Here is a 23825-nt window from a genome sequence, read left to right as displayed (position 1 = left end):
CGCTCCCGGCACGGGATCGAGCTGCCGTCGGGCCCCCCTCGTGGGCGCACCGGATCACCCACCGCGCCGCGCCGTCCACCGTGCCGCGCCACCCCATCGGCGGCTGCGCCCCTCCGGCCCGGGGGCCACGAGGCCCGGCCCCGGACCGGCCGCCGAAACCCTCGTGATCACGGATCGGGAACCCAGCCGGCCACATGTGACCGCCTCCATCCCCGATCCGTGATCACGGGGTTCACCAGGTCACGGGGAGCTCCGTCAGGCCGCCGGAGAGGCCCTCGGAGCCACGGCGCATCTCCTCCACCGGACCTGCGGGGCGCAGCCCGGGGAGCCGGGTGAACAGCTGGGTGAAGGCGATCCGCAGGGACATCCGGGCCAGCGGGGCGCCGATGCAGTGCCACATGCCGTGCCCGAAGGTCAGGTGCGGGTTCGACTGCCGGCGGATGTCGAACACCTCGGGCTCGTCGAACACCTCGGTGTCGAAGTTGACCAGGGTGAAGTCGAGCAGCACCAGGTCGCCGGTGCGGATGGTGACGTCGCCGATCTCGACGTCGTCGGTGGCGTAGCGGGGCAGCACCGAGCCGCCGGCCTTGGCGCAGCGCAGGATCTCCTCGACGGCCTCGCGCATGGTGCGCTCGTCGGCGAGCGCGGCCTCGAGCTGGTCCGGGTAGGCCGAGAAGAGGAGCACGCCCAGGTCGACGTGGCTGGCGACGCTGTCCAGGCCGGCGAACAGCAGGCCGGCGGCGATCGGGCCGATCCGCTCGTCGGGGACCTGGTCGCAGAGCCGGGAGATGACGTCGTCGGTGGGGTCGATCCGCTTGCGCCGGGCGATGCCGGACAGCAGGCCGAAGAGTTCGGCCTGACCCGAAGCGACGCGCTCGGAGTCGTCCAGGTCGCCCATCGTCATGATCGTCTGCACGAGCGCGGGGCGGTCCGCGGGCGGGATCCCGATCAGCGCGCACAGGACGGTCAACGAGTACGGCATCGAGAACCCGCCGTGCAGGTCCCCGGGGGCGCCGGCGGCGACGAACCCGTCGAGGACCTCCTCGGCGATCGCGGACACGGCAGGCATCAGGTTCAGCACCCGCCGCGCGGAGAACTGCGGGGTCAGCAGCCGCCGCATCTCCTTGTGCAGGTCCCTGGCCTGCTCGGCGTCGTCGACGACGAGCAGGTCCAGGAACGGGTTCTGCACGTACCGCGGGGCGTTCGGCGGGTCGGCGTGCGCGCGGCCGAGACGCTCGTCGTGCAGCAGGGACTTGAGCTCGGCGTAGCGGGTGACCAGCCAGCCGTCGTCACCGGCGGGGGTGCGGACCCGGCAGACCGGCGCCTGCTGCTGCAGCTCGCGCAGCAGCGGGCTCATCCGCAGGACGGGCGGGGTCTGTCCGCCCAGCGACGGCGGCCCGTCACCGGTGACCGGGCAGGTGGCCGGGGTGCTCATGAGACGTCCTCCGTGGTCGGGGCGGGCAGCTCGGCGAGCCAGGTCTCGATCGCGCCGGCGGTCAGCGACGAGTGCTCCATGGCGAGCGAGAGGTGGTCGGCGTCGATGTCGACGACGGCGTCGGCGGGCACCGCGGAGGTGTCCAGGATGAAGCCCTCGACGTCGCGGGCGGCGCGGACGAGCAGCGTCGGCGCGGTCGTCGGGGGCGAGTCGATCTCGGTCATCGTCATGAACCAGTGCGCCATCGCCGACATCCGCGCGCTGTTCAGCGTCACCGACGGCGAGTCGATGTCGGCCAGGTAGAAGCGGGTCGTGCGGTCCAGGTCGTTGCCCTCGGCCGCGTCCCAGCGGATGGAGGCGGTGTCGAGCAGGACGACCGCCTCCGGCCGCACGCCCCAGGTGTCCTCGAGGACGCCCGCGGCGAGGTAGGCCAGCGAGCCGCCGGTGGAGTGGCCGACCATGACGAACGGCTCGCCGTCGCTGGCCAGCAGCACGCTCTCGGCGACGATGCGGGCGGCGGCCTCGCTGGTGGCGGGCAGCTGCTCGCCGGGTGCGAAGCCCATCAGCGGCAGCGCGGACACGTGCCGGCTGCCGCGGAAGTGCGCGGCGATCCGGGCGTACTGGTGCACGCCGCCGGTCGCACCGGGCGCACTGACGAAGATCAGCCGCGGGTCGGTGGGCCCCTCGGCGAGGGTGACCGGCTCGGACAGCTCCTCCAGCTCGGCCGGGGACGCGAACATCGGACGCGTGTTCGCGGCGGCCTTGAGCATCCGCATCGCCTCCACCAGCTTCCCGCCGCGGACGGCGGCGTGGAACATGCCGACGAGCGTCTCGTCGCCGTGCGCCGCGGGCCGCCCGGCCGTGGCGACCGGCGTCGCACCGGGTGCGGGGGCCTGCTCGATCTGCTCGTGCAGCCGCCGGGCGAGCTTCACCGGGGTCGTGCTGTCGAAGACGATCGACCCGGCGAGTCGCAGCCCGAGGACCTCGCCGAGCTGGTTGCGCAGCCCCACCGCGACCAGTGAGTCGAAGCCCAGCTCCAGGAAGCCGCGCTCCGGGTCGACCGCCGCCGGGTCCTCGTGGCCGAGCAGCCCGGCCGTGTAGCCGGTGACGAGCTCGACGAGCAGCGCCTCCTGCCCGGCCGGGTCGAGGTGGCGCAGCCGCTCCCGCACCGTGACCGGCGACGAGCCCGCCGCGGCGGCGGTGCGGCGGGTGCGGGGCACCAGGTCCCGCCACAGCGCGGGCAGCGCCTGCTGCACGGCCAGCCCGGCGACGTTGATCCGGGTCGGGACGACGACCGGCTCCGGCCGGGCGAGTGCGGCGTCGAACAGGGCGAGACCGTCGGCGGCGTCGAGGGCGGGCAGCCCGCCGCGGGCCATCCGCTCCAGGTCGGCGTCGCCGACCTGCTCGGTCATGCCGCTCCCCTGGCCCCACGGGCCCCAGCCGAGCGACACCGCGGGCAGCCCGAGCCCGGCCCGGTACCGGGCCAGCCCGTCGAGGCCCGCGTTGGCGGCGGCGTAGTTGGCCTGCCCGGCGCTGCCGAGGATCCCCGACACCGACGAGTAGAGGACGAACGCGGCCAGCGGCAGCTCGCGGGTCGCGGCGTGCAGGTGCCACGCGGCGTCGAGCTTGGGACGCAGCACCCCGGCGAGGCGCTCGGGGGTGAGCGAGCCGGTGAGGCCGTCGTCGAGGACGCCGGCGGTGTGGACGACCGCGGTCAGCGGGCGCCCGGCCGGGACGGACCCGACCAGCGCGGTGACGGCGTCGGGGTCCCCGGCGTCGCACGCGGTGACGGTGACGGCGGCGCCGAGCGCGGTCAGCTCGTCGCGCAGCGCGGCCGCGCCGGGGGCGTCCGGGCCGCGGCGGCTCGCCAGCAGCAGGTTCCGGGTCCGCCCGGTCGTGACGAGGTGCCGGGCGAGCAGCGCGCCGAGGCCACCGGTGCCGCCGGTGACCAGGACGGTGCCGTCCGGGTCCCAGTCCGCCGCCGGACGCGTGGTCTCCGGTGCGGCCTCCGGCAGCCGGGCCAGGCGGGCGGCGCGGACCGCGTGGTCGCGGACCAGCAGCTGCTGCTCGTCGAGCAGCAGCAGGTGCGGCAGGACCCCGGCCGAGCGGAACGTGTCGTCGAGGTCGACGAGCCGGATCCGGCCCGGGTTCTCCGTCTGCGCGGCGCGCACCAGGCCCCAGACGGCGGCGGCCGCCGGGTCGGTGACGGTCCCGCCGTCGGCGGCGACCGCACCCCGCGTGACGACGACGAGGCGCGCGTCGGCGAGGCGCGGCTCGTCGAGCCACTCCTGCAGCAGGCCCAGCACCCGGGTGGTCAGGGTGTGCACGGCGGCCGCGCCGCCGTCCGGGTCGCCGACGACCGGGATGAGGAAGACGTCGGGGGCCAGCCCGGTGTCGCCGACGGCCCCGCCGAGGGACTCGGCGTAGGCGCTGACGGTCTCGTCGGCGCGGTGCATCGCGTAGCCGAGGTCGAGCTCGTCGTCGCCGACGACGGCCCAGCGGGTGCCCGCGGCGCGGTCGCCGAGCTCGACGGGGGTCCAGTGCAGGCCGAAGAGCCCACCCTGCCCGGTCGCGGCGGGTGCCGGCGCGTCGCCCGTCCCTCCGGTGTGGACGGTGTCGGCGGTGAGCACCGGGGCGCCGGTGGGGTCGGTGGCGACGAGGGCGAACGTCCCGGGACCGGTCCCGGTGATCCGCACGCGCAGCGTGCCGGCGCCGGTGGCGTGCAGGGTCAGGCCCTCGATCCGGTCCGGCCCGGTGGCGGCGTCGGTCGTGGCGTCGGTGGTGGCGTCCCGGCCGAGCGCGGCGGCGGTGCGCAGGGCCGCGTCCAGCAGCGCGGGGTGCAGGCCCCAGCCGTCGGCGGTGGCGCCGTCGGGGAGGGTGACCTCGGCGAGGATCTCGCCGTCGCGAACCCACGTCCCGGGTGTGCCGGCTGCCTGCCGGGCGTCGCGCGGCGGCCACTCGCCGGGGTCCGCGACGGTGTCCCGGCCGTCGTCGGGGGCCAGGACGCCGCGGGCGTGCAGGGTCCACGGCGCGTCGTCGGAGGGGCGGGCGTGCACGGTCAGCCGCAGGCGCCCACCGACGGCACCGGTGCCGGTGCCGGTGTCCACGGCGCTGTCCACGGCGGTGTCGACGGAGACCTGCAGGGCCACGCCGTCGCGGTCGCCGACGCTCAGCGGGGCGACGAGATCGAGCTCCTCGACCCGCGGGGCGCCGACCTGGTCACCGGCGCGGACCGCCAGCTCGGCGAACACGGTGGCGGGCACCGGACCGCCGGGCAGCCACGGCTGGGTCCGCCGGGAGAGCCGTCCGGTGAGGACGGTGCGGTCGGCGTCGGCGAGGGCGACGGCGGCGCCGAGCAGCGGGTGCCCGGCGGCGGTGAGGCCGAGCCCGGCCGCGTCGACGGTGCCGGCCCGCAGCGTCGGCCAGTACCGCTCCCGGTCGAACGGGTAGGTCGGCAGCGGCACCGGGGCGGCGTGCGGGGTGGTGGTGCCCTCGGCGACCGCCGCCCAGCCGACGCCGGTCCCGCGGGTCCACAGTGCACCGGCCGCGCCGAGCAGGGTGGCCTCCTCGCCGGCGTCGCGGCGCAGCGCGGGCACGGCGACCGCGTCGGGCGCGTTCTCGGCGACGAGCGCGGACAGCACCGCGTCGGGGCCGAGCTCGAGGAAGGTCCGGACGCCGAGCCCGGCCAGTGCCGCGACGCCGTCACCGAAGCGGACGGCGCCGCGGGCGTGCCGGACCCAGTAGCCGGGGTCGGTGAGCCCGCCGTCGACGGCGCCGGTCAGGTTCGACACGACGGGGATCTGCGGCTCGGCGAACGTGAGGCCGTCGACGACCCGGGCGAACGCGTCGAGCATCGGGTCGATCAGCGGTGAGTGGAACGCGTGGCTGACGGCGAGGGCGCGGGTGTTGCGGCCGTCGGCGTCGAACCGGGCCCGGACGGCGGCGACGGCGTCGGCGTCGCCCGAGACCACGACCGCGTCGGGGGCGTTGACGGCGGCGATCGCGACGTCGTCGCCCAGCAGCGGGGCGACCTCGTCCTCGCGGGCCCGCAGGGCGACCATCGCCCCGCCCGCGGGCAGGTCGGCCATGAGCCGGGCGCGGGCGGCGACGAGGGTGCAGGCGTCGTCGAGGGAGAGGACCCCGGCCACGTGCGCGGCGGTGATCTCGCCGACCGAGTGGCCGGCGACGTGGCCGGGTCGCACGCCCCAGGACTCGACGAGCCGGTAGAGCGCGACCCCGGTCGCGAACAGCACGGGCTGGGTGTGCCGGGTGTCGTCGAGCGCGGCCCGGTCGGTGCCCCAGACGACGTCGCGCAGCGCGGTGCCGAGCCGGGCGTCGAGCAGGTCGACGGTCTCGTCGAACGCGGCCGCGAACACTCCGAACCGGGCGTGCAGCTCCCGGCCGGCGCCGAGCCGCTGCGAGCCCTGCCCGGAGAACAGCACGGCGAGCCCGCCGCGGTCGCCGGTGGGCACGACGTCGCGGGCGGCCTCGGTGAGCCCGTCCGCGGTGTTGACGAGCAGCGCGCGGTGCGCGAACGCGCTGCGGGTGGTGGCCAGGGCGTGGCCGACGTCGGCCGGGGCGTGCCCCGACCCGAGGGCGCGGAGGTGTTCCAGCTGGGCGTCGAGCGCCGTGGCGGAGCGGGCCGAGACCGGCCAGGCGACGGCCCGCGGCGACACCGCGGGCTCCGCCGGTTCCGCCGGGTCGGCGGGGGCCTGTTCGAGGACGACGTGGGCGTTGGTGCCGCTGATCCCGAACGACGACACCCCGGCGCGGCGGGCCCGTCCGGTCTCCGGCCAGGCGGTCTGCTCGGTGAGCAGCCGCACCGCCCCGGCGGACCAGTCGACGTGGCTCGACGGCGCGTCGACGTGCAGGGTCCGTGGCAGCGTCGCGTGTTGCAGTGCCAGCACGGTCCGGATCACCCCGGCGGCGCCGGCGGCGGCCTGGGTGTGGCCGAGGTTGGACTTCACGGAGCCGAGCAGCAGCGGCCGGCCGGGGTCGCGGTCGGCGCCGTAGGTGGCGAGCAGGGCCTGCGCCTCGATGGGGTCGCCGAGCGCGGTGCCGGTGCCGTGCGCCTCGACGGCGTCGACGTCGGCCGGGGACAGCCCGCCGCTCGCGAGCGCCTGGCGGATCACGCGCTGCTGCGCGGGCCCGTTCGGGGCGCTGAGCCCGTTCGACGCGCCGTCCTGGTTCACGGCCGACCCGCTGAGGACGGCGAGCACCGGGTGCCCGTTGGCGCGGGCGTCGGACAGCGTCTCGACGACGAGCAGGCCGATGCCCTCGGACCAGCCGGTGCCGTCGGCGCCGTCGGCGAAGGCCTTGCAGCGCCCGTCCGGGGCGAGGCCGCCGTGCAGGCTGAACCCGGAGAAGTTCGCCGGGGTGGTCATCACGGTGACGCCACCGGCCAGCGCGAGGCCGCACTCCCCGTTGCGGACGGCCTGGGCCGCGAGGTGCAGCCCGACCAGCGACGACGAGCACGCCGTGTCCAGGGTGACGGCGGGGCCCTGCAGCCCGAGGGCGAACGACACGCGCCCGGACAGCACGCTGGCGGCGAGGCCGTTCCCGGCGTAGCCGCCCATGTCGTCGCCGGAGGCGAGGACGAGGTGGGTGTAGTCCTGCCCGTTGGTGCCGACGAACACGCCGGTGCGGCTGCCGCGCAGCCCGGCCGGGTCGATCCCGGACCGCTCGAACGCCTCCCACGCGGTCTCCAGCAGCAGCCGCTGCTGCGGGTCCATCGCGAGGGCCTCGCGCGGGGAGATGTCGAAGAACGACGGGTCGAACTCGGCGGCGCCGGGCAGGAACCCGCCGCGCTGGGTGGCGCTGGCGCCGGGTCCGTCACCGGCGAGCGCGTCGAGGTCCCAGCCGCGGTCGTCGGGGAACGGGCCGATGCCGTCGCGGCCGCCGGCGAGCAGCTCCCACAGGTCCTCCGGGGAGCGGACCCCGCCGGGGAACCGGCAGGCCATGCCGACGATCGCGACGGGCTCGTCCCGCCCGGACTCCGCCTCGGCCAGCCGTCGGCGGGTGTCGTGCAGATCGGCCGTGACCCACTTCAGGTAGTCGACGAGCTTCTGTTCGTCGGGCATGGTCCTGTCCGCCTCTCTCGTTCGTGGGGGTCCGGGGTCAGCTCGCCGACGACCGGCCGAGTTCGTTGTCGATGAAGGCGAGGACCTGCTCGGTGCTCGCCGCGTCGAGGCGCTCGTCGACGGCGGTGCGGCCGTCGGTGTGGGCCCCGTCGGGCCGGGCGCCGTCCCACCGCTCCAGCAGGCGGCGCAGCCGGCGGGCGACCCCGCTGCGGGTCTCGGGGTCGGCGCCGTCCGGGGACAGTGCTGCCTCCAGCCGGTCCAGCTCGGCCAGCGGCGACGCCGCTGCCGCCGGGCCCGCGGAGCCGACGACCTCGCCGTCGAGGTGGCGGGCCACCTCGGCCGGGGTGGGGTGGTCGAAGACCAGCGTCGCCGGGAGCCGGCTCCCGGTGGCGGCGGCCAGCCGCATCCGCAGCTCGACGCCGGTGAGCGAGTCGAACCCGAGCCGGCTGAAGTCCCGGTCGGCCGGGACGGCGTCGGCGCCGGTGTGCCCGAGCACGCCCGCCGTCTCGGTGCGGACCAGCTCCAGCAGCTCGGCGTACCGGGCGTCGGGCTCCAGCCCGGCGAGCCGCCGGAGCAGGCCGCCCGCGCCCTCGGTGGCCGCCGCGGTCCGGCGCCTGCTGCGCACCAGGGCGCGCAGCACGGCCGGGACGTCGCCCGCGGCCGCTCCGGCCCCGGCGGCGAACCGGGCCGCCACGGTGAACCGGTCACCGCGGGCGATGGCGGTGTCGAACAGGGCGAGCCCCTGGTCGGGCTGCAGGGGCGGCATCCCGGAGCGCTCGTGCCGTTCCCGCTCGGCGGCGTCGAGGGTGCCGGTCATGCCGGCGTCGGCGGACCACGGCCCCCAGGCCAGCGACAGTCCGGCCAGGCCGCGTGCCGCGCGGTGCGCGGCGAGCGCGTCCAGGAAGCTGTTGGCGGCCGCGTAGTTGCCCTGGCCGGGGCCGCCGGTGATCCCGGCGACCGAGGAGTACAGGACGAACGCGGCCAGCGGCAGCTCGCGTGTCGCCTCGTGCAGGTGCCATGCGGCGTCCGCCTTCGGGCGCAGCACCCGGTCCATCCGCGTCGCGTCGAGCGACCCGACGGTGGCGTCGTCGAGCACGCCCGCGGTGTGCACGACCGCGGTCAGCGGGTGTGCGGCGGGGACGGAGCCGACGAGGTCGGCGACGGCCGCCGGGTCGGCGACGTCGCAGGCCGCGAGGGTGACCTCGGCGCCGAGCGCGGTGAGCTCGGCGCGCAGCTCGGCGGCCCCGGGGGCGTCCGGGCCGCGGCGGCCGGCGAGCAGCAGGTGCCGCACGCCGCGGGTGCTGACGAGGTGCCGCGCGAGCAGCGCACCGAGGCCACCGGTACCGCCGGTGACCAGGACGGTGCCGTCCGGGTCCCACGCCGCCGGTGCGGGGGCGTCCGGCGTGGCCCGGGTCAGGCGGGCGACGGTGAGGTCGCCGCCGCGCAGGGCCGCCTGGGTCTCCCCCGCCGCGGCCAGGCCGGGCAGGGCCTCCAGGGCGGCGCCGAGCCCGGCACCGGGGGCTTCCGGGTCGAGGTCGAGCAGCACGACGCTGCCCGGGTCCTCGGACTGCGCGGACCGGACGAGCCCCCAGACCGGGGCCGCGCCGAGGTCGGGCACGTCGCCCGCACCGGCGGCGACCGCACCCCGGGTGACGACGACGAGGCGGGAGCCGGTCGTGCGGGCGTCCCCGGACCAGCGCTGGAGCAGCTCCAGCACGGCGCCGGTGGTGGCACGGGTCGCGGCCGGGAGACCGGCCCCGTCCGGCCCGGGGTCCCCGGAGACCGGGGCGAGGACGACCGGCGGCAGCGGGTCGCCGGAGTCGAGCAGCGCGCCGACCGAGGTCGCGCGGACCGGCGGTGTCCCGCCGGACGCGGCCAGGGCGTCGTCGAGCTCGGGCAGGCCGTCGCCGAGGACCCCCCACCCGGCCGTCGTGGTCCGGTCGGTCGGGGGTGCGGTGGTCCAGTCGAGGGTGAGGAGGGCGGCGTCGGTGGATCCGGCCGGACCGGTCGTGGCGGCGGGCTCGGCCAGGGTGAGCGCGCCCGCGGTGAGCACGGCTGCCCCCTGCGCGTCCGACGCCGCGAGGGTCCGGGTGCCGTCGCCGCGGTCGGTGAGCCGGACCCGCAGCACGGTGGCCTCCGACGCGTGCAGCGTGACGTCCCGCAGGGCGGCGAGGTCGGCGTCGTCGGTGGGCGCGCCGAACCGGGCGGCGACGTCGAGCAGGGCCGGGTGCAGCGTGTACGCGGCACCGGCGGCGGGCTGCCCGGTGAGCTCGAGCTCGGCGAGCAGGGCCCCGTCGTGCCGCCAGCCCCCGCGGACCGTCACCGGCCCGACGGCGCCGGGCAGGCCGGGCAGCGGCGTCGCGCCCGGCGGCGGCCACGCGGCACCGGCCGGCTGCCCGGTGCCCGGCCCGGCCGCCGGATCGGTGGCCGGGGCCGCGGTCAGCACGCCGGTGGCGTGCCGCAGCCACCGGCCCGCACCGTCGACGTCCCCGGTGCCCCCGGCGGGGCCCTCGGCGGGCCGCGAGTGCACGTCGACGGGTCGGCGGCCGTCGTCGTCCGGTTCGCCGACCCTCACCTGCAGCAGCCGCGGCGCCCCGGCGGGCAGCGGCGCGGTGATCGTCAGCTCCTCGACGGTCGTGGCGCCGATCTCGTCGCCCGCGCGGACGGCGAGCTCGGCGAGCACCGACGCGGGGAGGGCGGGGAGGTCGTCGCCGGCCCACCCCAGGTCGGCGGGCGTGAGGCGGCCGGTCAGGAGGATCTCGTCCGACCCGGCGACGGCGGTCGCGGCGCCGAGCAGCGGGTGCCCGCCGGCGCGCAGGCCGAGGCCACCGGCGTCGGCCGGGGTCGTGGCGGCGACGGTGGGCCAGAAGCGTTCCCGCTGGAAGGGGTACGTCGGCAGCGCCACCGGCCGGGTCGCGGTCCCGTCGAGGACGACCGCCCAGTCCACCGCGGTCCCGGCGACGTGCAGCCGGGCCAGCGCGGTGAGCAGGGTGCGGTCCTCGTCGCCGGCGCCGCGCAGCGCCGGGACGACCACCGCGGAGTCGGGGACGCAGGAGCGGGCCGGGGCGGACAGCACGGCGTCCGGCCCGATCTCCAGGAACGCGGTCGTCCCGCGGCCGGTCAGCGCCCGCACCGCGTCGGCGAAGCGCACGGTGTCGCGCACGCCCCGCACCCAGTGCTCCGGGTCGCACAGCTCGGCGGCGGCCGGGGCGCCGGTGACCGTGGAGACCACGGGGGTCCGCGGCTCGGCGGGGTCCAGCCCGGCGACGACCGCGCGGAACCCGTCGAGCATCGGCTCCATCAGCGGCGAGTGGAACGCGTGGCTGACCCGCAGCGCCGTGGTGCGGCGCCCCCGTCCGGCCAGCTCGGCGGCGACGGCGTCGACCTCGGCGGCCACACCGGACAGGACCACCGCGGACGGGCCGTTCACGGCGGCGACGGCGACGCCGCCGGTCAGCAGCGGCGCGACCTCCTCCTCGTCCGCCTCGACGGCGACCATCGCGCCACCGGCAGGCAGGGCCGCCATCAGGCGGGCCCGGGCGGCGACGAGCGTGCAGGCGTCCTCCAGCGAGAACACGCCCGCGACGTGGGCGGCGGCGATCTCGCCGACCGAGTGCCCGGCGACGGCGTCCGGGGTGAGGCCCCAGGACTCCAGGAGCCGGAACAGCGCGACCTCGACGGCGAACAGTGCGGGCTGGGTGGCGCCGGTGTCGTCGAGCGCGGCGGCGGCGGTGTCGCCGTCGCCCCAGACGACGTCGCGCAGCGACGGGTCCAGGTGGGCGAGCGTGGTGTCGAGCGCGTCGGCGAACACGGGGTGGCGGGCGTGCAGCTCGCGGCCCATGCCGAGGCGCTGGGCGCCCTGCCCGGAGAACAGGAACGCCGTGGACCGCTCGATCGCCTCGGCCCGCGCGACCTCGGTGACACCGGCTGCCCCGGCGCCGGCGAGGAGCACGGCGCGGTGCTCGAACACCGACCGGCCGGTGGCCAGCGCGTACCCGACGTCGGCGGCGGCGACGTCCGGGCGGGCGGCCGTCGCGGCGCGCAGCCGGTCGAGCTGGGCGTCGAGCGCGGGCCCGGAGCGGGCGGAGACCACCCACGGGGTGACGGCGGGCGCGGTCACCGCGGCCGGTGCCGGGAGCTCCGGCGCCTGCTCCAGCACGACGTGGGCGTTGGTGCCGCTGATCCCGAACGACGAGATCCCGGCCCGCCGGGCGCGCCCGGTCTCCGGCCACGGCACCTGCTCGGTGAGCAGCTCGACCGACCCGGCGGTCCAGTCGACCCGGCTCGACGGGGCGGCGACGTTGAGCGTGCGCGGCAGCGTGCCGTGCCGCAGCGCGAGGATCATCTTGATCAGGCCGGCGGCGCCCGCCGCGGCCTGGGTGTGGCCGATGTTGGACTTCACCGAGCCGAGCAGCAGCGGGTGCTCCCGGTCCCGGCCGTAGGCGGCGAGCAGGGCCTGCGCCTCGATCGGGTCGCCGAGCACGGTGCCGGTGCCGTGCGCCTCGACGGCGTCGACGTCGGCCGGGGTCAGGCCGCCGGAGGCGAGGGCCTGCCGGATGACCCGCTGCTGGGACGGCCCGTTGGGCGCGGTCAGGCCGTTCGAGGCGCCGTCGGAGTTGACGGCGGAGCCGCGGACGACGGCGAGGATCTCGTGCCCGCGGGCGACCGCGGTGGACTGCCGCTCCAGCACGAGCACGCCGACGCCCTCGGACCAGCCGGTGCCGTCGGCGTCGTCGGAGAACGCCTTGCACCGCCCGTCGGGGGCGAGGCCGCCCTGCCGGGTGAACCCGGCGAAGCTCGTGGAGGTCGACATGACGGTGACGCCGCCGGCGAGCGCGGCGTCGCACTCCCCCGCGCGCAGCGCCTGGGCCGCCCAGTGCACCGCGACCAGCGACGACGAGCAGGCGGTGTCCACGGTGACCGCGGGGCCCTCCAGGCCGAACGCGTAGGCGAGCCGGCCGGAGATGACGCTCGCGGCGAGGCCGGTCCCGGCGTGGCCCTCGACGTCGTCCGGGGAGCGCAGCAGGAGGTTCGCGTAGTCCTGCCCGTTGGTGCCGACGAACACGCCGGTGCGGCTGCCGCGCAGCCGGGCCGGGTCGGTGCCGGTGCGCTCGAACGCCTCCCACGTGGTCTCCAGCAGCAGGCGCTGCTGCGGGTCCATCGCGACGGCCTCACGGGGCGAGATGTCGAAGAAGGCGGGGTCGAAGCCGGCGGCGTCGTGCAGGAAGCCGCCCTCGCGGGTGGCGCTGCGGCCCTGGCCGTCGCCGGCGAGGACGTCGAGGTCCCAGCCGCGGTCGGTGGGGAAGCCGGTGATGCCGTCGTCGCCGTCGACGAGCATCCGCCAGAACTCGTCGGGCGTGGTGATACCGCCGGGGAGCCGGCAGGCCGTCCCGACGACGACGATCGGGTCGTCGGCGTCGGCGACGGTCACCCCGGTGGGCTCGGCGCCGCCGGTCTCGCCGGTCAGCTCCGCGACCAGGTGCGCGGCCAGCGCACGCGGCGTGGGGTGGTCGAAGACGAGGCTCGCGGGCAGGGACAGGCCGGTCGCGGCGGACAGCGCGTTGCTGAGCTCGACCGCGGTGAGCGAGTCGAAGCCCAGGTCGCGGAACGGTTTCGCGGATCGGATCGCGTCCGGCCCGGAGTGCCCGAGCACCCCGGACGCGGTGTCGCGCACCAGGTCGAGCAGGACGGCGGTCCGGTCGTCCGGCCCGGCGGCGGCGAGCCGGGCGCGCAGCCCGCCCGCGGCGTCGTCGAGGCGGCGGCGCGTCTCCTCCGCGGCGCGGGCGATGTCCCGGGCAGCGGGCAGGTCCGCGAGCAGCGGGCTGGGCCGCACCGACAGCAGCGCCTCCAGCCGGCGCGGGCGGGTGAGGTCGGCGAACACCAGGGTGGGCTGCGGCTCGGCGACCGCCCGGACCATCGCCCGGACGGCGAGATCCGGGTCCAGCAGCCCGTCCGGGGTCGTCCCGGTGCCGGTGTGCCGGGCGGCCATGCCGTCGCTGGCCCAGGCGCCCCAGGCGACGGCGGTGGCCGGGCGGCCCTCCGCGACGCGGCGGGCGGCGAGCGCGTCGAGGGCGGCGTTCGCGGCGGCGTAGCCGGCCTGGCCGGGGTTGCCGACGCTGCCGGCCACGGAGGAGAACAGGACGAACGCATCGAGCTCGCGGTCGCGGGTCAGCTCGTCGAGCAGCAGTGCGGGGGTGAGCTTGGCGCGGAACACCGCGGCGAGCCGCTCGGTGCTGAGTCCGGTGAGGACGCCGTCGTCGAGGACGCCTGCGGCGTGCACGACGCCGGTGAGCGGCCGGTCGGCCGGGATCGCGCCGAGCACCGCGGACAGCTGGTCCCGGTCGGCGGCGTCGCACGCGGCGACGGTGACGCCCGCACCTAGTTCCTCCAGCTCCGCGCGCAGCGCGTCCGCGCCGGGGGCGTCCGGGCCGCGGCGGCCCAGCAGCACCAGGTGCGGTGCGCCGTCGGCGGCGAGCCGGCGGGCGACGTGCCCGCCGAGGGCGCCGGTGCCGCCGGTGATCAGGACGGTGCCGGTCGGGGTCCAGTCCCCGGCCGGCTCACCCGCCGGTCCGTCGGCGGGCCCGGCCGGTGCCGGGGTCATGCGGCGGCCGTGGGCGCCGGTGGCGCGCAGCGCGACCTGGTCCTCGTCTCCGGCGAGCACGGCAGGGAGCCGGCGGGCGGTGGCGGCGTCCAGCTCGGCGGGCAGGTCGACCAGGCCGCCCCACTGGCGGGGCAGCTCCAGCGCGGCGACCCGGCCCAGGCCCCAGACGGCCGCCTGGAGGGGTGCGGCCGGTGCCTCGCCCGCCGGTGCGACGGCGCCGCGGGTCACGGCGTGCACCCGGGCGGCGACGCCGGTGTCGGCGAGCGCGGCGGTGAGCGCCACGGTCGCGGCGAGCCCGGCGGGCACCGCGTCCACCCCGGACCCGGTGTCGTCCACGGTGGACACGCACGGGGTCTCGTCGAGCCCGAGCAGGGACACGACGCCGGTGGTCCCGGCGGTCGCGTGCTCGGTGAGCGCCGCAGCGAGCCCGGCGCGGCCGGTGTCGCCGTCGGCGAGGTCGACCCGGCGGGTGTCCGGGCCGAGCGCGGCGACGACGTCGCCGACCCACGGGTCACCGGCCGCGGCGGCCGGGACGAGCACCAGGTACCGGCCCGGTCCGGCGGAGGTGGGCAGCGCCAGCGGGCGCCAGGTCTCCCGGTGGCGGAGCCGGTCCACCGAGGCGTCGGTGCGGCGCCGGGTCCGCCAGGCCGCGAGTGCGGGCAGGACGGCGCCGAGCCGGTCGCCGTCGACGTCGAGCCGGGTGGCGAGCTCGCCGACGTCCTCCCGCTCGACGGCGGCCCAGAACTCGGCGTCGTCGCCGGTGCCGGTCGTCTCGCCGGTGGCGAGCCGCGGCCAGAACCGCTCGTGCTGGAAGGCGTAGGTGGGCAGGTCGGCGCCGCGGCCGGTGCCGGTGAGCCCGGCCGCCCAGTCGACGTCGACGCCGGCGACGTGCAGCCGGGCGAGCGCGGTGAGCAGCGCGGCCTCCTCGCCGCGGCCGGACCGCAGCGCGGGGGTGACGACGGCCGCGTCGTCGCCGGTGCCGGGCAGCGCGGCCCGGGCCGGGGCGGACAGCACGCCGTCGGGACCGATCTCCAGGAAGGCGGTGACGCCGCGGCCGGTGAGGGTGGCGATGCCGTCGGCGAAGCGCACGGACTCGCGGACGTGGCGCACCCAGTGCTCCGGGGTCGCCAGGTCGTGCGGCGAGCCCGCACCGGCGAGGAGCGACACGACCGGGATGGTGGGCAGCGTGTAGGTGAGGTCCTGCGCGACGGCGCGGAAGTCGTCGAGGACCGGGTCCATCAGCGGCGAGTGGAACGCGTGGCTGACCCGCAGCGCCGTGGTGCGGCGGCCGCGGCCGGCGAGCTCGGCGGCGACGGCGTCGACCTCGGCGGCCGCACCGGACACGACGACGGCCGCCGGCCCGTTCACGGCGGCGATCGCGGTCCCGCCGGTGAGCAGCGGGATCACCTCGTCCTCGCCCGCCTCGACGGCGGTCATCGCGCCGCCGGCGGGCAGGGCGTCCATCAGGCGGGCGCGGGCGGCGACCAGCCGGCACGCGTCGGCGAGGGAGAACACCCCGGCGACGTGCGCGGCGGCGATCTCGCCGACCGAGTGGCCGGCGAGCTGGTCGGGCCGCACGCCCCACGACGTGACGAGCCGGTACAGCGCCACCTCGATCGCGAACAGCGCCGGCTGGGTGTGGCGGGTGCGGTCCAGGGCGTCGGCGTCGTCGCCCCAGACGACGTCGCGCAGCGAGCAGCCGAGCTCGGCGTCGAGGAGGGCGACGATCTCGTCGAACGCGTCCGCGAACACTGCGAAGCGGGCGTGCAGCTCGCGGCCCATGCCGAGGCGCTGCGCCCCCTGCCCGGAGAACAGGAACGCGCTGCCGCGCGTGACGGCGGCGCCACGGGCGGCCTCGGTGGTCCCCTCTGGTCCGGCCAGCAGCACGGCGCGGTGCTCGAACAGGGCGCGCCCGGTGGCGAGGGTGTGCGCGACACCGGACGGGGGCAGATCGGGTGCGGCGGCGCGCAGCCGGTCGAGCTGGGTGTCGAGGGCCGCGGGGGTCCGCGCGGAGACCGGCCAGGCGACGACGTCCGGGGTGGACGCCGCGGCCGGCGCAGGCTCCGCGGGCGCCTGCTCCAGCACCACGTGCGCGTTGGTGCCGCTGATCCCGAACGACGACACCCCGGCGCGGCGGGCGTGCCCGGTCTCCGGCCACGGGGTCTGCTCGGTGAGCAGCGCGACGGTGCCGTCCGACCAGTCGACGTGCGACGACGGCTCGGTGACGTGCAGCGTGCGCGGCAGCTCGCCGTGCGCCATCGACATGATCATCTTGATCAGCCCGGCGGCACCGGCCGCGGACTGGGTGTGCCCGATGTTGGACTTCACCGAGCCGAGCAGCAGCGGCTGCTCCGGGGCCCGGTCGCGGCCGTAGGTGGCGAGCACGGCCTGGGCCTCGATGGGGTCGCCCAGCGGGGTGCCGGTGCCGTGCGCCTCGACGGCGTCGACGTCGGCGGTGGACAGTCCGGCGTCGGCCAGCGCCTGCCGGATGACCCGCTGCTGGGCGGGCCCGTTCGGGGCGGTGAGCCCGTTGGACGCGCCGTCCTGGTTGACCGCGGACCCGCGGACGACGGCGAGCACCCGGTGCCCGTGGTGGCGCGCGGCGGAGAGCCGCTCCAGGGTGAGCACGGCCGCGCCCTCGGACCAGCCGGTGCCGTCGGCGGAGTCGGAGAACGCCTTGCAGCGCCCGTCGCCGGCGAGGCCGCCCATCCGGGAGAAGCCGGTGAAGTTCGCGGGGGTCGTCATCACGGTGACGCCGCCGGCGAGTGCCATGTCGCACTCCCCCGCCCGCAACGCCTGCGCGGCGAGGTGCAGCGACACCAGCGACGACGAGCAGGCGGTGTCGACCGAGAGGGCGGGGCCCTCCAGGCCGAGGGCGTAGGCGAGGCGCCCGGACACGACGCTGACCGCGAGGCCGGTGGTCGCGTGGCTCGCGATGTCGTCGGCGGAGCGCATGACCAGGCCGGAGTAGTCCTGGCCGGAGACGCCCATGAAGACGCCGGTGCGGCTGCCGCGCAGCGTGTGCGGGTCGATCCCGGCGCGTTCGGCGGCCTCCCAGGCGACCTCGAGGAGGATCCGCTGCTGCGGGTCCATGGCGAGGGCCTCGCGCGGGGCGATCCCGAAGAACTCGGCGTCGAAGCCGGCGATGTCGTCGAGGAACCCGCCCTGCCCGGTGAGCTCGCCGGGCTCGCCGCCGCCGAGCGGTGGGTGCCGGTCCCACTCGCGGTCCGGCGGGAAGCCGGTGATCGCATCGGTGCCGCCGGCGACGAGGTCCCACAGCTGCTCCGGGGAGCCGACGCCGCCGGGGAACCGGCACCCGATCCCGACGACGACGATCGGGTCGTCGGCGTCGGCGCGCGCCGTCACGGAGCCGTCGGGGACGGTCGCCGCGTCGTCCCCGGCCAGCTCGTCGAGCAGGTACGCGGCGAGCCGTTCCGGCGTCGGGTAGTCGAAGATCAGCGTGGCGGGCAGGGTGAGCCCGGACGCGGTGCCCAGCCGGTTGCGCAGCTCGATCGCGGTGAGCGAGTCGAAGCCGATGCGGCGGAACTCGTGGCGGGCGTCGATCCCGTCGGGGCCGCCGAGCCCGAGGACGGTCGCGGCCTCGGTGCGGACGAGATCGACGAGGACGGGGCCGCGGTCGTCGGCGGGCAGCCCGGCGAGACGCTCGGCGAGGCCCGCGCGGGCGACGCCGGCGGTGCCGGCCCGGCGGCGGCCGCCGGTGCGGACGAGGCCGCGCAGCACGGCGGGGACGCCGTCGGCCGACGGCAGGTTCCCGCCGCCGGTGAGGCCGAGCGGGACGACGAGGGGTTCCGCGGCGAGGGTCGCGGCGTCGTAGAGCGCGAGGCCGTGCTCGACGGACAGCAGGGGCATGCCGCCGGTGCTGCCGACCCGGGCGACGTCGTGGTCGGACAGGCCGCCGGTCATCCCGGCGCCCTGCTCCCAGGCGCCCCAGGCCAGCGAGGTGGCGGGCAGCCCGAGGGCGTGCCGGTGCGCGGCGAGCGCGTCGAGGAAGGTGTTGCCGGCCGCGTAGTTGCCCTGGCCGGGGCCGCCCATGACCCCGGCCGTCGAGGAGTAGAGGACGAACGCGGCGAGGTCGTGGTCGCGGGTGAGGTCGTGCAGGTGCCAGGCGGCGTCGACCTTGGGGCGCAGCACGGTGTCGACGGCGTCCGGGGTCAGCGAGGTGACGGTGCCGTCGTCGAGGACGCCCGCGGTGTGCACGACCGCGGTGAGCGGGTGCGCGGCCGGGACGGCGTCGAGCAGGGCGGCGAGCGCGTCGCGGTCGGCGACGTCGCAGGCGGCGACGGTGACCTCGGCGCCGGCCGCGGCCAGCTCGTCGCGCAGCTCGGTGGCGCCGGGCGCGCCGGGCCCGCGGCGGCTCGTGAGCAGCAGGTGCCGCACGCCGTGGGTGGCGACCAGGTGGCGGGCCAGTGCGGCGGCGAGCCCGCCGGTGCCGCCGGTGACGAGCACGGTGCCGTCCGGGTCGAGCGGCGGCGGGACGGTGAGCACGAGCTTGCCGACGTGCCGGGCGGAGCTCATGAACCGGAACGCCTCGACGGCGTGGCGCACGTCCCAGCTGCGGACCGGCAGCGGGGACAGCGCACCCTCGGCGAACAGGTCGAGGAGCGCGCGCAGCATCTCCTGGATGCGGTGCGGGTCGACGGCGCCGAGGTCGAAGAACCGGTAGGTGATCCCGGCGAGGAGGTCCGCGGCGTCGCGGATGTCGGTCTTGCCCATCTCCAGGAACCGGCCGCCGTCGCCGAGCAGCCCCATCGAGGCGTCGACGAACTCCCCGGACAGGGCGTTGAGGACGACGTCGAGACCGCCGGGGAACTCGACGGCGAAGTCCAGGGTCCGCGACGACGCGATGTGGTCGTCGGCCACCCCCAGCGAGCGGAGCACGTCCTGCTTCGGCTCGGATGCCGTCGCGTAGACCTCCGCACCGAGGTGCCGGGCGATCTGCACCGCGGCCATGCCGACGCCACCGGCGCCCGCGTGGATCAGCACCTTCTCCCCCGGCCGGAGGCCGGCCAGGTCGACGAGCGCGTGGTAGGCGGTGAGGAACACCAGCGGCACCGACGCTGCGGTCTCCCAGTCCCAGCCGTCCGGGACGGTGGTGAGCATCCGCTCGTCGGTGACGCCGAGCGGGCCGAACCCGCCGAACAGCATGCCGGTGACGCGGTCGCCGGGGGCGAGTGTCGTGACGTCCGGCCCGACCGCGGTGACGACGCCCGCGGCCTCGGACCCGAACAGCCCGGCGTCGCCGGGGTACATCCCGAGCGCGTTGAGGACGTCGCGGAAGTTCAGGCCGGCGGCGCGGATCCCGACCCGGACCTCGTGCCCGGTGAGCGGGGCGAGGACGTCCGGGTGCGGTGCCAGCTCGAGGCCGTCGAGGCTGCCCTTGGCGCGGCAGCCGAGCCGCCACGGCGTCCCGGCCGGTGGGACGAGCGCGGCGCCGGACTCCAGCGCGGCGAGCCGCCCGACCCGGACGGCGCCGTCGCGGACGAGCGCCTGCGGCTCGTCGGCGTCGAACAGTGCGGGCAGCTGCGCGACGGCGGCGAGCGACGCGGGGGTGTCGTCGAGGTCGGCGAGCAGCAGCCGGCCGGGGTTCTCCGACTGTGCGGAGCGGAGCAGTCCCCACACCGGGGCGGTGGCGAGGTCGAGCGGGCCGCCCGCGCCGTCGGCGACGGCGCCGCGGGTGAGGAACAGCAGCCGGGTGCGGGCGAGCCGGTCGTCGGCGAGCCACTGCTGGAGCAGCGCGAGGACCTCGCGGACCAGGGTGTGCGCGGCGGCCGGGTCGGTGTCGCCGGTGTCGCCGGAGCCGCCGGCGTCCAGCGGGACGGCGACGAGATCCGGGACGTTCCCGGAAGGACCGCCGTGCAGCTCGGCGAGGTCGGTCACGGTGCGCACGGGGGCGGGCGCACCCGATCCGCCGGCGGCCGGGGTCCCGGTGGCGAGGGCGGCGCCCAGCCGGTCCGCGGCCGTTCCCCGCGCGCCCGGTCCGGTGAGGATCGCCCAGCTCGCGGGCGCCTCCGCCGTGGTGAGGGTGTGCGGCACCCAGTCCATCCGGAACAGCGATCCCGTGTCGTCGCGGCGGCCCGGGCCCGCCGCGTCCGGCCCGGCGGCGCGCAGGGTGAGGGACTCGACGGAGATCACCGGCCGGCCCTGCGGGTCGGCGGCGCTGATCCGGACGGCGTCCTCGCCGGCGGAGGTGACGCGCACCCGCAGCGCGGTCGCGCCGGCGGCGTGCAGCGACACCCCGTTCCAGGCGAACGGCAGGAGGCTGCGGTCGTCACCGTCGGCGGAGGCGAACACGGTGCTGTGCAGGACGGCGTCGAACAGGGCGGGGTGCAGGCCGAACTCGGCGGCGTCGTCGGCGCCGGAGGCGGGCAGCGCGACCTCGGCGAGGATCTCGTCGCCGCGGCGCCACACCGCCTGCAGGCCGCGGAAGAGCGGGCCGTACTCCAGGCCGTTGCCGGCGTAGCGGTCGTAGAGGCCGTCGACGTCGACGGGCTCGGCGTCGCGGGGCGGCCAGGTGGTCGCGTCGAACTCCTCGACCTGCTCGCCGGTGGTGACCCGGCCGGTGGCGTGCCGGGTCCAGTCGGCGTCGGGGTCCTGGGCGGGGCGGGCGTACACGCTCACGTCGCGGACGCCGTCCGGGCCGGCGGCGCCGACGGCGATCTGCATCTGGACGGCGCCGGTGGCGGGCAGCACGAGCGGCGCGGCGAGCATGAGCTCCTCGACACGGTCGCAGCCGGCCTGGTCGGCGGCGCGGACGGCGAGCTCGAGGAACCCGGTGCCGGGGAAGAACGCCATGCCGCCGACGACGTGCTCGGCGAGCCACGGGTGGGTGGCCAGCGACAGGGTGCCGGTGAGCAGCAGCTCGTCGGACCCCGCGACGGACATGGCGGCGCCGAGCAGCGGGTGGTCGGCGGGGGCGAGCCCGAGCCCGGCGGCGTCACCGGCCCGGTGGACGGCCTTCGGCCAGTACCGCTCGTACTGGAACGCGTAGGTGGGCAGGTCGGTGCGGCGGGCGCCGGTGCCGGCGTGGAACGCCTCCCAGTCGACCGGGGTCCCGGCGACGTGCAGCGCGGCGAGGGCGGCGACGGCGGCGGCCTCCTCGTCGCGGTCGGTGCGCTGCAGTGCGACGGCGGTGGTGTCGGGGGCGGACTGCGCGGCGAGCGCGGTGAGCACGCCGGCCGGGCCGATCTCCAGGAACACCCCGGTGCCGGCGTCGGTGAGGGCGCGGACGCCGTCGGCGAACCGGACGGCGTCGCGGACGTGGCGCACCCAGTACCCGGGGTCGCACAGCTCCGCCGTGGCCGGGGCGCCGGTGAGGGTGGAGACCAGCGGGATCTGCGGCTCGGCGTAGGACAGGCCCTCGGCGACGGCGCGGAACTCGTCGAGCATCGGGTCCATCAGCGGCGAGTGGAACGCGTGCGACACCCGCAGCCGGCTGGTGCGCCGGCCGCGGTCGGCGAGCCGGGCGGCGACGGCCAGGGTGGCGTCCTCGTCGCCGGACACCACGACCGACGACGGCCCGTTCACCGCCGCGATCGCGACGCCGTCGGTGAGCAGCGGGGCGACCTCGTCCTCGGTGGCCTCCACGGCGACCATGGCGCCGCCGCGGGGCAGCGCCTGCATCAGCGACGCCCGCGCGGCGACCAGCCGGCAGGCGTCGTCGAGGGAGAACACGCCGGCGACGTGGGCGGCGGCGATCTCGCCGATCGAGTGCCCGGCGACGGCGTCCGGGGTCACGCCCCAGGACTCCAGGAGCCGGTACAGGGCGACCTCGACCGCGAACAGCGCGGGCTGGGCCCGGCCGGTCTCGTCGAGCGCGGCGGCGTCGGTGTCCCCGTCCCCCCAGACGACCTCCCGGAGGTCCTCCCCGAGCAGCGCGACGATCTCGTCGAACGCGGCGGCGAACACTCCGAACCGGGCGTGCAGCTCGCGACCCATGCCGAGGCGCTGCGCGCCCTGCCCGGAGAACAGCGCGGCGAGCCGGGGGCGCCCGGTGACCTGGCCGAGCACGACGCCCGGCGCGCTGCCGTGCTCCAGCCAGCCGGCGAGCGCGTCGCGCCCGGCGCGGCCGTCCGGGCCGGTGACGACGGCGAGCCGGTGCTCCTGCGCGGCGCGGGTGGTCGCGAGCGAGTACGCGGTGTCCAGCGCGCCGGGTGCGCCGTCGCCGTCCAGCTGGGTGAGCAGGGCGGCGGCCTGGTCGCGCAGGGCGGCCGGGGTGCGCGCCGAGACCGTCCAGGGCAGGGCCTGCGGGACGCGGGTGGCGGGCTCGGCGGCGGGCTCGGCCGGGGCGGGTGCCTGCTCGACGATGACGTGCGCGTTGGTGCCGCTCACCCCGAAGGAGGAGACGCCGCTGCGCCGCGGCCGGTCCGCCGCGGGCCACGGGCGCGCCTCGGTGAGCAGCTCGACCGCGCCGGTGGACCAGTCGACGTGGGTCGACGGGCGGTCGACGTGCAGGGTGCGGGGCAGCTCCCCGTGCCGCATCGCCATGATCATTTTCATGACGCCGGCGACGCCGGACGCGGCCTGGGTGTGGCCCATGTTCGACTTGACCGAGCCGAGCGCGAGCGGCCGCCCGCGGTCCCGGCCGTAGGTGGCGAGGATGCTCTGCGCCTCGATCGGGTCGCCCAGCGGCGTGCCGGTGCCGTGCGCCTCGACGGCGTCGACGTCGCCGGTGGACAGCTCGGCGTTGGCGAGCGCGGCGCGGATGACGCGCTGCTGGGACGGCCCGTTCGGCGCGGTGAACCCGTTCGAGGCACCGTCCTGGTTGACCGCGGAGCCGCGGACGACGGCGAGCACCGGGTGCCCGTTGCGGCGGGCGTCGGAGAGCCGCTCCAGCACGAGGATCCCGGCGCCCTCGGACCAGCCGGTGCCGTCGGCGCCCTCGGCGAACGCCTTGCAGCGGCCGTCGCGGGCCAGCCCGCCCTGGCGGCTGAACTCGACCAGCGAGCCGGGCGTCGACATGACGTTGACGCCGCCGGCCAGCGCCAGGGAGCACTCGCCGTTCCGGAGGGACTGCACGGCGAGGTGCAGCGCGACCAGCGACGACGAGCAGGCCGTGTCGACGGTGAGCGCGGGCCCCTCCAGCCCCAGGGTGTAGGACAGCCGCCCGGACGCGGCGCTGGCGGCGATACCGGTGCCGACGTCGCCGGTCGCGTCGTCGAGCGAGCGGACCAGCAGGTAGGCGTAGTCCTGCCCGTTGGTGCCGATGAACGCGCCGGTGCGGCTGCCGCGCAGCCGTCCGGCGTCGATGCCGGCGCGCTCGATCGCCTCCCAGGCGGTGGTCAGCAGCAGCCGCTGCTGCGGGTCCATGGTGACGGCCTCGCGCGGCGAGATCCCGAAGAAGCCGGGATCGAAGTCGGCGACGCCGTCCAGGAACCCGCCCCGCATGCTGATCTCGGTGTCCCGGGCGTCGGTGCCGCCGGAGTGCAGCGCGTCGAGGTCCCAGCCGCGGTCGGTGGGGAACCCGGAGATCACGTCGGTGCCGCCGGCGACCATGTCCCACAGGGCCTCGGGCGAGTCGACGCCGCCGGGGAACCGGCAGCCCATGCCGACGACGGCGATCGGCTCGGTGGCCGCGGCCTGCAGCATGCGGTTCTGCCTGCGCAGCCGGTCGGTCTCCTTCACCGCGGCGCGCAGCGCGGTGACGACGTCGTTGCCACCGGCGGGTGCGTGGTTCTCGTTCATCGTCTGC

2 protein-coding genes and 1 pseudogene are annotated in these 23825 nt (G+C 77.5%); all 3 read right to left on the bottom strand.

Translation table 11 applies throughout. The annotated features are described in order from the left end of the window. Positions 1-232: 232 nt before the first annotated feature. Positions 233-1435, bottom strand: a complete 1203-nt coding sequence (locus tag AD017_RS25825) for a cytochrome P450 (protein WP_010232938.1) — start codon at positions 1433-1435, stop codon at positions 233-235. Beyond that, positions 1432-7515: pseudogene (locus AD017_RS25820) on the bottom strand (type I polyketide synthase); the annotation flags it as partial. The gene AD017_RS25825 and the pseudogene AD017_RS25820, both read right to left, overlap by 4 nt. Positions 7516-7552: 37 nt before the next feature. Continuing rightward, positions 7553-23818, bottom strand: a complete 16266-nt coding sequence (locus AD017_RS25815; RefSeq protein ID WP_060575835.1) for a type I polyketide synthase — start codon at positions 23816-23818, stop codon at positions 7553-7555. Between the last annotated feature and the right edge of the window lie 7 nt (positions 23819-23825).

The sequence above is a fragment of the Pseudonocardia sp. EC080619-01 genome, from assembly GCF_001420995.1.
GTDB lineage: Bacteria > Actinomycetota > Actinomycetes > Mycobacteriales > Pseudonocardiaceae > Pseudonocardia.
This window is presented reverse-complemented; position numbering and strand designations above follow the sequence as displayed.

What these genes read in the sequence shown, in the direction of transcription:
- AD017_RS25815 (WP_060575835.1), bottom strand. Translation starts at nt 23,818, where the DNA reads ATGAACGAGAACCACGCACCCGCCGGTGGCAACGACGTCGTCACCGCG.
- AD017_RS25825 (WP_010232938.1), bottom strand. Translation starts at nt 1,435, where the DNA reads ATGAGCACCCCGGCCACCTGCCCGGTCACCGGTGACGGGCCGCCGTCG.